Raw genomic sequence first — 549 nt, 5'->3', positions numbered from 1 at the left:
CCTTCCTGGTTCCAAAAGTGTTTCTAATCGAGCACTTTTACTCGCTGCATTAGCAAAGGGGACGACTCGTCTCACCAACCTTCTCGATAGTGACGACATTCGTCACATGCTAAACGCACTCACTAAACTAGGCGTGAAGTACACATTATCTGCAGATAAAACAGAATGTGTAGTTGAAGGCCTTGGTCGTCCGTTCTCAGTATCAGAACCTGTCGAGCTCTTTCTGGGCAATGCGGGCACAGCCATGCGACCTTTAGCAGCCGCACTTTGTGTTGGCCAAGGTGAATATGTGCTTACTGGCGAGCCTCGTATGAAAGAACGACCAATTGGTCATCTTGTGACTGCATTGCAAGAGGCGGGAGCAGATATTGAATATCTGGAAAACACAAACTACCCACCACTAAAGATTGTCGGTACTGGTCTGAAAGCAGGCACAGTGTCGATTGATGGTTCTATTTCTAGTCAGTTTCTCACGGCTTTTTTGATGTCTGCACCACTTGCCGAAAGCGAAGTGCGTATTAAGATTGAAGGTGATTTGGTCTCAAAGCC

The 549-nt window shown here is 46.8% G+C and carries 1 protein-coding gene; it reads left to right on the top strand.

Going from position 1 to position 549, the window contains the following annotated elements:
• Positions 1–549, top strand: a 549-nt coding sequence (locus R7E78_RS29555) for a 3-phosphoshikimate 1-carboxyvinyltransferase (protein ID WP_411913790.1), incomplete at both ends; no start/stop codon positions are given.

This window comes from Vibrio sp. YT-19(2023) (assembly GCF_033337395.1).
Note: the sequence above shows the minus strand (reverse complement) of the source record. Positions and strands in the feature narration are given on the sequence as shown.